The following is a 10,689-nucleotide window of genomic DNA, read 5'->3' on the forward strand; positions in this document are numbered from 1 at the left end:
TTGGTAAGTAATAAAATAATTGAGAAGCCTGTTGAGAGTGCTCGGTAGAATTGAGTTAATCTACAGGCTCGTTACTTTCAGATTTAACTTACATGGATAGATGGAATGAACTTAATTGATAGTGTGATAGTTGATGGTTTTTGGGGTGAAAGATCCCTTGAATTTAACTTTTATGATGATGTAAATTTCGTTATTGGTATTAACGGTTCAGGAAAAACTACCGCCATCAACATCATTGTAGCTGCACTTGGGGCAGATTTTCAGGAGCTTGATAGGCTAGAGTTTTCTAAAATAACCATAAAGTTGAAATCTAGATCAAATAGAAAGAAACCATCTATTACTATCACTAAGAAGCCTAATCGAGAAACACCATTTTCGTCCGTTGAATACGAGCTAAAAGAATCTGCTAGCGAAAAACCGGTTAAAATATCACTTGATGAATTCGAAGAACAAATGCTAATTAGGCGCTATCCTCGCCACTTAATGGAAAGGGAGCTAATAAGGCGGCATGGGCATAGTTTACGAAGATCCCTTAATAATTTGGTAAATGTGAGTTGGCTATCTGTTCATCGGGCTAGCTCATCAAGTGACGATTTTGAAAAAGAAAACAATGAATCCACAGTGGATAGAAAACTTAAAGAACTGACAAATCGGTTAGTTAGATATTTTTCCACATTAGGTAAGTCTGGGTCTGAACAATTCGAAAATTTTCAGAAAGAAGTCTTTCTTTCAATGTTATATCGGAAGAGTGGAAAAGCTTTCTTTTCAACCGCGAAAGAGATCGATATAGATGAAGAGAAGCAAGCCCTTGTTGGTATTTTCAACCAGTTTCAGGTAAAACCAAAAGAATTCACAGGACGAATTGAAAGCCATTTCGATGCGTTGGCAAAAGCAAAGGAAAAACTATCTTCGGATGAGACAACTGCTTTAACGAATACAGACATTTCTGTTCTAATTGGCACTGAACGAATTGATTACATTGTCGAAGAATGGGAGAAGTCAATTGCTAAAAGAAAAGTAATATTCGAACCTAGAGATACATTTTTAAAAATCATCAATTCAATGATGCAAAGAAAACAGTTTTCCATTAACTCTCAAAACGAGCTTCAAGTTACAACACAGTCTGGTAAAGACCTTTCATTACACCGCCTTTCCTCAGGAGAAAAGCAGCTTTTAATTGTATTGGGTGAAGCGCTTTTGCAGGGCAAGAAAACCTGGGTATATATCGCAGATGAGCCTGAATTATCTTTGCACGTAAAGTGGCAAGAGAGCTTAGTTGAAAATTTGAGGACCATTAATCCGAATGCACAAATTATTTTTGCAACCCATTCTCCTGATGTTGTTAGCGTTTTCGACGACAAAGTATTTGATATGGAGAAGATGTTTTAATGTCATTTTCTAGAACAAATTCAGGAATATCAAATTCCCACCTCTTTTACGGTGTCGACCTTATTGTATATACGGAAGGTGGTAAAAAGTCATTTTCAGCCGAAGAAGCACTTAATGGAGAAGCTAACGAATCCTCTATCGACGTGAAATTTTGGAGTGGGATATTTAATTCTCATGGCTTAAATAAGATTGTTAAATTTCGAGCAGTCGGTTCGAAAACCGCATCTTCCGATATCTGTAAGAAGATTGAGTCAGGGGAAATCCATAATGTTGTAGTAGCAAAGGATAGAGACCTTGAATTCTTTCAGTCTACGAATATTGATTCACCTTATATCCTATATACGAAGGGATATAGCTGGGAGAACGATGTTTTTGTTGAAGAAAACACTAGAAATACGATAGCGAGCCTAATAACTGTAGAGGAAATTCCCGAACAACTTGATCATGATATTTCAGTTGCATTCAGAGACTTTAAATTAATAGGGAAAAGACTGCTTAGATTGGAATTGATTTTCCAATCGCAGGGTGTCAAGTTCATTACGGGCGTTGGTGGCGAGAGATTTTGCAATCCAAAGAAGACACCTAGATTAGACAGGGGTAAACTGATGCAATATATTGAATGTAAGAAAACAGAAATTACGCGGCCAGCTTTTACACATATAATTACTAGTGAATACTGCCCTCTGCTGTGTTGCTATGGGAAGTTAATTGAAGATCTTTCCTACAATGTAATTACGTACGTTTTAAAAAAAATATCTAATCATAAAAGCACTCCAAAAAGTATTGTTGAAATGCTAATGCTTGATAAGTACATTCAAAGTGTTCGTGATACAAATGACGAGTACTACAGCAATCTAGTTTCGAGGCTAAATGCCGTTGCTTAAAGTAACAAACATAGGCACGAGCGACTCGTGAACTCGCGCGTGCTATGAACGTTACAGTCGGAAGGGCATTTGAACCTGATGATCTAAGCCAGTACCAAAGTTGAGCTTTGCTCGTAAAAATTTGTGGCTTTGAGTGCAACAGTTTACAAATTACAAAGGCTAGCTTGTACGCAATAGTCATCGCTCCCAAGCTAGGGTAGAGTGAGTAGCCTGCCTCGTTAAGCTGGCAAACGAGTTTAAAGGCCATCAAGCTAAAATATCGCGCTAGAAGCGAAGTTTGATGGAAAACTATAAATTATTAAGCACGTAGGCACGTGATAGTTAAGAGCCACAGGCCACAAGTTGTAACAAGCAATACAGCCTTAAATACACCGCTTCGCGGTTGGCTGTGGACTCGCATCCGCTCGCCGCTAAGCTTTGCGTTCAAGCTGTAGAAAAACTCACATTTCAGAAAACCTTCCGTTAGGAGTGTATGCTGAAATTATTTTCAGGCAAGAAAACGGGCTATTATTGTAAATGTTGACCTATTTTAGGTCCAAAAATAGCCTAAAATTAGCGAATTTAAAATGGTCGAGGTTTTCCTATAGCCTCGTTAGGTGCTAAATAAATGGCTAGACCTAGTTTGCTCTCGAAATACACTGAGACAATGCCAAGAGACTATTTTGGCAGGTTTGAAGCGCTTTATTTGAAGCATATCTATGAACGAGTTCAACTTCGCTGCCCAATGGCCGTGGATGTTGCAGTGGAATATATGTGCACCAGCACACGTGGCTTTGGACACAATAGATTTCGGTCAAAAATATCAAGACAACTTAAACACGTTAAATTGTCGAAACAGCAAGAATCACGAATGTTGCATACAATTCTAAATAGGTTCTCGGCTGGAGATATTGATGAACAGTTTATTGAGCAGCTAAGGTTTGCTCTTTGGCTTAACAGAGAGCAAACAACTGGAGTAGCAAATGGGCTTCTGTCATGTGAAAAGAGCTATGTGCAGAAATATGCCAAAAAGGTACTAAGACTTGGAATCTCGAGCGTTCAACGAAACACTTAACAATAAGTTGTTAGAATTAGCCTACTTTTCTCCGCCAAATCGGCGGGCTATGGACTCGCTCACGCTCGCCCTAAACTTTGGCGTTAAATTTACAAAGAGGTTGAATGCAACTTTTCAGCATTAGTCGTATAAATACAAATTTTGGCATCTTTCGTGTGTCAGGTGATTGGTGTTTTAATAAGCCGGAAGTTGAAACTATAAATGTTAAATCTATTGAAATAATGGGAACTGATGGTTGGGATTTATTAGATATATGCAGCGAAAGTAATTCTCAACTAATTAATAATTTGCTACCGCTACTTTTGATTCACTTACTTTTCAAAAGTAGCTCATTGTAAACGTAAATATTATAAGTTGCTTAAAATGGTAAAATAGTTTTCTCGTTTTTTGCAAAGTAGCACAGAAAATCAAGCCAACTATTATACCACTTAGCTAAGCGTTAATTTTCGTAGGTGAATATGAGAGAGATCGTAATCAGAAATATCAAGGAACGTTTCAATGTCCTTAACGAACTTGCTAGCTCTTTAACTGAGGTGCAATTCTCTTCAAAGTTAGATGTGCCAAAGTATAAAACTATTGAAGATCACCTATGGTGTGTTGTCGGTGCTCGTGAAAGTTATTTCAACGCGTTATTAGCCGGTGAGTGGCAAGGCTTTAGTTGTTCCATAGCTGACGACAGCGATAAAGCAAACTACGAAAGAGCATTGCAGCAGACACAAGACCGATTTGATAAAGTGCTCTCTGATGTCGATTGGACTGAAAACACAGAAAATGTCCTAGCCAGTCTTTACGAGCATGAGATTATGCATGAAGGTCAGATTATACGATTAATCTATGGATTAGGTTTAGAAATGCCCCAATCAAGTAAGTGGGCTTAAAATTAACAAACACCAGCATCGGACTGGTGAAAACAACGTATTAGCTAAAGTTCTGTTGAAGCTCGGTTTTGAATCGCTTTTAAATAAAACCCAAGCTGTTAGGTTAGCTTCGCGTTATAATTTTTTGGAGGCGTTGTGTTAAAAGGGCTGAATCACATCACTATTGCTGTAAGCGACTTGGCGAAATCTTTCGACTTTTATGTTTCAATTCTAGGAATGAAGCCCGAGGTATCCTGGGAGTCAGGCGCTTATCTATCTATAGCAGACCTGTGGGTATGCTTATCATCAGGAGAGGCTTTACCTGCAAAAGACTATAGCCATATTGCCTTCAGTGTCTCAATCATCGACTACGATAGATATTGTGCTCAGCTACAATCGGCGGGTGTAAAAACATGGAAAGACAATATCAGCGAAGGGGATTCGATATATATCCTCGACCCTGATGGTCACAAATTAGAGATTCATGTGGGTAGTTTGCAGAGTCGGCTGTACGAACTGAAGATGAAACCCTACAACGGGTTAACGTGGTACTAAAATATAACAATACACAGGTGCTCGAACAATCAGAGCTTGTAAAGAAGCTTACGCGAGATTGGAAAGATGATTCGTTATTCTATGTCTGGCGACTGATTGCTTTGAGCGAGATACCCTATGTGCTCAGTATCTCGACTATATAAGTAAGCTTATTGATAAGGTTTTCGGGAAACTTGCAACCCTCTTGGTTTCTCATTAAGTAGTAAGCTTACTCATTAGGCTTAGGTTAGCCACTGAGTTGTTTTTGAAGCTGCTCCAATTCTTTTGACAGTCTATATCAACTGTGTTTAGTATGACCGTAATAATAAAAACAACGGCTGTCTATGAACAGCTTATACGGAGAGTAAAATCTAATGCTGACCGTTTCAAACGCAAGTTTGAGTTTTGGTGGTATTCGTGCACTTGTTGATCTGAGCTTTACAGCGCGCGAAGGCGAAATCACTTCTATTATCGGGCCGAACGGTGCCGGTAAAACCAGTCTATTCAATATCATTTCCGGCTTCTACCAGCCTCAGAGCGGTGCGATTCTTTTTCAAGGTGAGGACATCACTCGCGAGCGTCCTGATCGTCGTGCTAAGCGTGGCATGTCCCGTACTTTTCAAAACTTAGCTCTGTTCCGGGGCATGTCGGTACTCGATAACATAAAACTTGGTGGACACACTAGGCTGAAGTCTGGTTTGTTCAGTGGGGGCTGGTATTACGGTCGTGCGCAGCGTGAAGAAATAGCCTTCCGTGAAGAAATAGAGCGCGACATTATCGATTTTCTGGAACTAGACCACATCCGAAAAGCGCCCGTGGCTGCACTGCCGTATGGCTTGCAAAAGCGTGTTGAATTAGCACGAGCACTTGCGATGAAACCAAAGTTGCTGATGCTCGATGAACCCGTAGCCGGAATGAACCGCGAAGAAACCGAAGACATTGCCCGTTTTATACTGGATATACAGGAGCAGTGGGGTACCACTATTTTACTGGTTGAGCACGACATGGGCATGGTGATGGATATTTCTGATCAGGTCGTAGTGCTGAATTTTGGCAAGCAGATTGCCGCTGGAGCACCAGCCGACGTTCAGTCAAACCCTCAGGTCATTGAAGCCTACCTGGGCAGTAGTGAAATGGAGGTGGCCTAATGGCGCAGGTCATTCAGTATTTGCTCAACGGTATTATGAACGGGGCACTGTATGCGCTAATTGCCGTCGGTATAGTGTCGATCTTCAAATCTACAAAAGTTGTTAGTTTTGCGCATGGGCACATCATTATGTTCGGCGCTTATTTCTATTTTACATTCTCGGTGATTCTGCCCGGTGCCGAGTTTATGCCAGATTGGGTTGCCAAATGGGAGCCGGAATGGCTGCTCGCGTACAAAGAAGGGGCGGTGATGTTTTCGCCCAAGGCCGCCATAGCGGCTTGGGTAAGTAATTTGCCGCGTATTATTTTGGGAGTGGTGGGTTCACTGGTCTGCAACGCGTTGTTGGCTGTGTTTATTGAACGCGCTTTTATGCGACCGTTGATCGGCAAGAGCAGCCTGTCCATGATTCTCTGTACCGTAGGGTTAATCTGGGTGTTGGAAGGCAGCGCCAGCCTAATTTGGTCAGCTGATATCGATCAGGTACCCCCGCTTGGGCCTAATTTTCCTATCCGCTTTACAGTTTTTGATGCGCAAGTCTTTCTGTTCAGCTCATCCGCCATTAATTTCGTAATTGCAATCACTCTGTTTATTGGACTGTTGCTGGTTTTGCGCTACACCCGTTCTGGCGTTGCGGTGCGCGCTACCGCCGAAGATCAATCTACCGCTTATGCCATGGGTATTAATGTGCCCGCCGTGTTTACTACAGCTTGGGTTGTTGCCGCCACAACTGGTGCTATCGCGGGTGCTATTCTGGCCAGCCGAAACGGTTTGTCACCTACACTGGGTTTGTTCGGCTTGTCGGTATTGGCTGTCGTGTTGATGGGCGGTTTAGATTCCTATGCTGGTGTATTCATTGCCTCGATGATTATTGGAATATTTGAAGCCTTTACGCAATGGAAGTTTGGTGGGGAGTACGCTGAAATTGTTCCCTACGTGTTGGTACTGCTAGTAATTATTTGGCGGCCGAACGGGCTCATGGGTCAGGCGGAGATTGAGCGAATATGATTACCGGAAACTTTAAAACCAGCTACGCCGCCGACGAGAGTCTCTGGAATAATTGGGCCAAACGAACTGGGTTCGTACTCTCGGTTGTTTTTCTTTTTACGCTGCCGTTGTTTGCAGACAACTATGTGTTATTGCTGGCAGGGCAAATTGCTATTTATGTTATTGCGGTCACAGGTGTTAACGTTCTGGTTGGATACACTGGGTTGATGTCACTTGGGCATGGCGCTTTTTTCGCAGTGGGTGCTTACACCACTGTTGTTTTGCATCAGTATGTTGAAAATCTTTTCCCGCTCATCACCTTGCTTATTTCAACTCTTATTGCCGCAGGGTTTGGTTTTTTATTTGGCTTGCCGTCACTGCGAGTTAAAGGGCTCTATTTGGCGGTAGCAACTCTGTCGGCCAATTTTATCATCTTGTTTTTTATTCGTCAGGATTGGTTGGCCGCTTGGACCGGAGGACGGCAGGGGATCGAAACACCCAATGCCATGTTCTTCGGGCAGGAAATGCTCAGTAATACCCAAAAATATTATTTTATTATTCCGGTCTGCTTGGTCATGGTGCTGTTTGCGCAGAATCTGTTTCGCACTCGGTTCGGGCGGGCACTAATTGGCATTCGAGACAATGATCACTCGGCAGAAATTCTCGGTATTTCTCTATTTGCTTATAAACTAAAAAGCTTTGCGATCTCCGCTGCCTATTGCGGTGCCGCTGGCTCATTGTGGGCGTATTTTTTTCCGGCCATACTGCCTGAAGATTTCAGTTTGAACCTCTCTATTACCTTGGTGGTTTGTCTAATAGCGGGTGGTATGGGGCGCACGTTAGGACCGGTGTTTGGTACCTTGTTGATACTGATGATTCCGGAAATGCTGAAGATAGTGAGCGGTTGGATCACAGGCGGCGATGGTAGGGCGTTGATTCATTTCAGTTCTATTCGGGACATTGTCTTTGGCTTAATGATTATTCTATTTCTAATTTTCGAACCCATGGGTTTGGTGTCGATATGGGATCGATTCTGGCGCGTTGTCGCACGTTGGCCATTCTCAAAATAAAAACAAGAGGGAAACACTCATGTCTATGAAACGTCGTACCTTTATTAAAGCAGGCGCAGCCTTAACGGCAGCTAGTTTAGCCCCAGCGATTGTTCGCGCCGAAGAAAAAGTTTGGCGGGTTGGTGGTTCGTTACCGATGACCGGACCGTTTGCCACAGCCGGCCAACTGGTGGCACCGGCACTAGCCGACTTTACCATGATGGTGAATGATTCCGGCGGAATTGGCGGTAAACCCATAAAAATTGAAGTAGAAGATTCCGGCTACGTTCCGAAAAATGCCTTGGCTAACTTCGAACGCGCACGCGCCAGTGGCCCATTACATGGTTACTTCGGAGACTCAACCGGTTTTATGGAGTTGGTAGGTCCATCTTTGACTGGCGATAAAGCGGTCATGATGATGTCGACTTCTTTTGCCTCATCTCTGGCCGATCCAGCCAAACGACCCTATCAGTTTATGGCCGGGCCCAGCTATCAAGATCAGGTCGAAATTCTGCTCAGAGACATTGCCAGCAAAGGCGGTAAAACCGTTGCACTGGTTTATTCCGATTCTGAATTCGGACGTGATCCAATTCCGCATGCGAGAAAAGTTTGTGCAGAACTGGGGATTAAGATAGTGCTGGAAGAAGTGACCAAAACGGCGGGTGCCGATATCGAATCGCACGTGACCAAGCTGGCTCAAGCAAATCCAGAATACGCTATTCTTCAGGGCTATGTGACAGGCGTTTGGCCACAACTTATTGGAGCGGCAAGAGCTTTTGGTTTGCCAACGCAGTTCATGGGGACCTTCTGGGGCATGGAAAAAGTTGTCGCCGATAAGGTTACTGATCAAGCTGGCCCTTTCCTTGATGGATATCAGGGTGTGATGCCGTATAGGTACTTCTATGACATGCAAGACGCGCCTTATTACCAAGAAGTCAATGCTTGGAAAAAGAATCAGAACCCAGACTTCCCCGGCTACATAGTAACTTGGGCCTTGGAAGCTTATATCAATCTGTTGATTTGGAAAAAGTCGATGGAGATGACCATCGAGGCTGATAAACCGATCACGGCCGATAATCTCATGGCCTCTATGCGTGGCATAAAAGATTGGGACAGCGGCGGCTTTTTCGGTAAGCCGGTGTCGTTAGCCGAACACAAAATTGGCCAAGGTCGCGTTTATCGCTACAGCGCAGAATCTAAGTTATTTACGCCGGTGTCTGATTGGATTGAAACCTGATCAACTATGGATCGGTTAACCGATCTAGGTTCCGCTCGATAAACGTCAACTAGGACCAATGAATGCTGCAAATCAACAACATCAACGTGAATTACCATCACGCCGTTCAGGTATTGAAGGGTTTTTCTATCTCTGTGAGACCGGGGGAAATCACCGCGTTGCTGGGGGCGAACGGGGCCGGTAAAACCACGGTCCTAAAAGCTGCCTCAGGTTTGTTAGCCTTAGAGGACGGTCATATCGAAGCGGGAGATATCATCTTTGATGGAGATTCCGTACGTCAGTTAAAGCCTCATTTACTGGCGCGTAGGGGTTTGGTGCATGTAAGAGAAGGGCGTCGTATTTTTGCCGACATGTCGGTAGAAGATAACTTGAAAGCGGCGACCTATGCACTGACGGGTCGCAAAGCGCTGCAAGGTTTTGATCAGGTCTATACCTATTTCCCACGCTTGAAAGAACGTACACGGCAACTCGCCGGTTTGCTTTCTGGCGGCGAACAACAAATGCTCGCGATGGCTCGAGCACTGATTGCCGAACCCAAACTGATTCTGCTCGATGAGCCTTCTTTAGGCTTAGCACCCAAGCTGGTGGAAGAAATATTCGCCATCATTGCGCAGATAAATAGTGAGCAGAATGTCAGTATGCTGCTAGTAGAACAGAATGCACGGGCGGCATTTTCTGTTTCGCATCAGGGCTATATTGTTGAGAATGGCAAGGTTGTTCTAGAAGGCCGTATTGATGAACTGAAAGCCAATAAAGACATTCAGACTTTTTATCTGGGCATGGGTGATGCCGACGGCGAAAAGTCTTTCCGAGATGTTAAACATTATAAGCGACGCAAGCGCTGGCTGAACTGAGGAGAGAAGATGAAATCGTATTACAGCCTGACGCAAATATTGCAGATGAATGCCGAGGCTTATCCGAGCGAAATTGCTTTGCGGCAAAAAAAACATGGTATTTGGCAGCAGCAAACCTGGCAAGACTTCCTTACCGTCACTGCGTCTATTGCGGCTGGTTTGATTGAGTTGGATGGTGAGCGCGGTTGCCATATCGGCATTATTGCTGAAAACTGTGAAGACTGGGTGCTGGCACAACTGGGCGTTAACTTTATGGGTGGCGTGGTTTGTGGTGTTTACCCAACCAGCCCGTCTAATGAAGTGGTTTATCTGTTGAAAAGTGCCGACTGCACAATGGTGTTCTGTGAGGATCAAGAACAGGTTGATAAAGTCTTGATGATTGAAGACCAACTGCCTTTGCTGAAACACATTATTGTTTTTGATCCGAAAGGGTTGGACAAATACGATCATCCAAAACTCATCACTTTGAAAGAATTACAGGCGTCTGGTTATCAAGCTTTACAGAGAAAACCGGACTGCGTTAACGAACGACATGATCAACAGGTCGCCGATGACACAGCGCTGATTGTTTTCACCAGTGGCTCCACAGGATTGCCGAAAGCGGCGATGATCTCTTACCATAATATTTGGCATGAGATGTTGGTTATACGTGATGCAATTGAAACCGAGCCCGGTATGAACTTATTGAGCTATCTGCCCT

Annotated in this window: 10 protein-coding genes; all 10 read left to right on the forward strand. The window is 43.5% G+C overall.

The genetic code is table 11. From position 1 onward, the window contains the following. The first annotated feature begins 105 nt into the window (after nucleotides 1-105). Nucleotides 106-1,389 (forward strand): AAA family ATPase, encoded by a 1,284-nt coding sequence (locus ACI882_RS17960; protein ID WP_411746482.1) that lies wholly within the window; start codon nucleotides 106-108, stop codon nucleotides 1,387-1,389. Further along, on the forward strand, nucleotides 1,389-2,273 hold the full coding sequence (locus tag ACI882_RS17965) for a hypothetical protein (RefSeq protein WP_411745800.1): 885 nt from the start codon (nucleotides 1,389-1,391) through the stop codon (nucleotides 2,271-2,273). Before ACI882_RS17960 ends, ACI882_RS17965 begins: the two co-directional genes overlap by 1 nt. A gap of 1,512 nt (nucleotides 2,274-3,785) precedes the next feature. Beyond that, nucleotides 3,786-4,205: a hypothetical protein gene (locus ACI882_RS17970; protein WP_411745801.1), complete on the forward strand. Its 420-nt coding sequence runs from the start codon at nucleotides 3,786-3,788 to the stop codon at nucleotides 4,203-4,205. A 135-nt stretch (nucleotides 4,206-4,340) separates the two neighbouring features. Further along, entirely contained in the window at nucleotides 4,341-4,739 is a 399-nt protein-coding gene (fos, locus tag ACI882_RS17975; RefSeq protein WP_411745802.1) for a fosfomycin resistance glutathione transferase, read from the forward strand. Between the two features lie 353 nt (nucleotides 4,740-5,092). Beyond that, entirely contained in the window at nucleotides 5,093-5,866 is a 774-nt protein-coding gene (locus ACI882_RS17980; protein ID WP_411746481.1) for an ABC transporter ATP-binding protein, read from the forward strand. Further along, a complete protein-coding gene (locus tag ACI882_RS17985) occupies nucleotides 5,866-6,870 on the forward strand; it encodes a branched-chain amino acid ABC transporter permease (RefSeq protein ID WP_411746480.1) in 1,005 nt (334 codons plus the stop codon). Before ACI882_RS17980 ends, ACI882_RS17985 begins: the two co-directional genes overlap by 1 nt. Further along, a complete protein-coding gene (locus ACI882_RS17990; protein WP_411746479.1) occupies nucleotides 6,867-7,919 on the forward strand; it encodes a branched-chain amino acid ABC transporter permease in 1,053 nt (350 codons plus the stop codon). The genes ACI882_RS17985 and ACI882_RS17990 overlap by 4 nt, the downstream gene beginning before the upstream one ends. Nucleotides 7,920-7,938: 19 nt before the next feature. After that, nucleotides 7,939-9,135 carry an ABC transporter substrate-binding protein gene (locus tag ACI882_RS17995; RefSeq protein WP_411746478.1) on the forward strand — a complete coding sequence of 399 codons (1,197 nt, stop codon included), beginning with the start codon at nucleotides 7,939-7,941 and terminating at the stop codon, nucleotides 9,133-9,135. A 62-nt stretch (nucleotides 9,136-9,197) separates the two neighbouring features. Continuing rightward, nucleotides 9,198-9,989 carry an ABC transporter ATP-binding protein gene (locus tag ACI882_RS18000; RefSeq protein WP_411746477.1) on the forward strand — a complete coding sequence of 264 codons (792 nt, stop codon included), beginning with the start codon at nucleotides 9,198-9,200 and terminating at the stop codon, nucleotides 9,987-9,989. Nucleotides 9,990-9,998: 9 nt separating this feature from the next. After that, nucleotides 9,999-10,689, forward strand: a 691-nt coding sequence (locus ACI882_RS18005) for an AMP-binding protein (RefSeq protein WP_411748589.1), incomplete at its 3' end; no start/stop codon positions are given.

Origin of the sequence: Reinekea sp., from assembly GCF_046710285.1 — a bacterium.
Classification (GTDB): Bacteria; Pseudomonadota; Gammaproteobacteria; order Pseudomonadales; family Natronospirillaceae; genus Reinekea.

Coding starts and splice junctions, on each gene's coding strand:
- ACI882_RS17960 (WP_411746482.1), top strand. CDS start 106: ATGAACTTAATTGATAGTGTGATAGTTGATGGTTTTTGGGGTGAAAGA.
- ACI882_RS17980 (WP_411746481.1), top strand. CDS start 5,093: ATGCTGACCGTTTCAAACGCAAGTTTGAGTTTTGGTGGTATTCGTGCA.
- ACI882_RS17985 (WP_411746480.1), top strand. CDS start 5,866: ATGGCGCAGGTCATTCAGTATTTGCTCAACGGTATTATGAACGGGGCA.
- ACI882_RS17965 (WP_411745800.1), top strand. CDS start 1,389: ATGTCATTTTCTAGAACAAATTCAGGAATATCAAATTCCCACCTCTTT.
- ACI882_RS18000 (WP_411746477.1), top strand. CDS start 9,198: ATGCTGCAAATCAACAACATCAACGTGAATTACCATCACGCCGTTCAG.
- ACI882_RS17995 (WP_411746478.1), top strand. CDS start 7,939: ATGTCTATGAAACGTCGTACCTTTATTAAAGCAGGCGCAGCCTTAACG.
- ACI882_RS17970 (WP_411745801.1), top strand. CDS start 3,786: ATGAGAGAGATCGTAATCAGAAATATCAAGGAACGTTTCAATGTCCTT.
- ACI882_RS17990 (WP_411746479.1), top strand. CDS start 6,867: ATGATTACCGGAAACTTTAAAACCAGCTACGCCGCCGACGAGAGTCTC.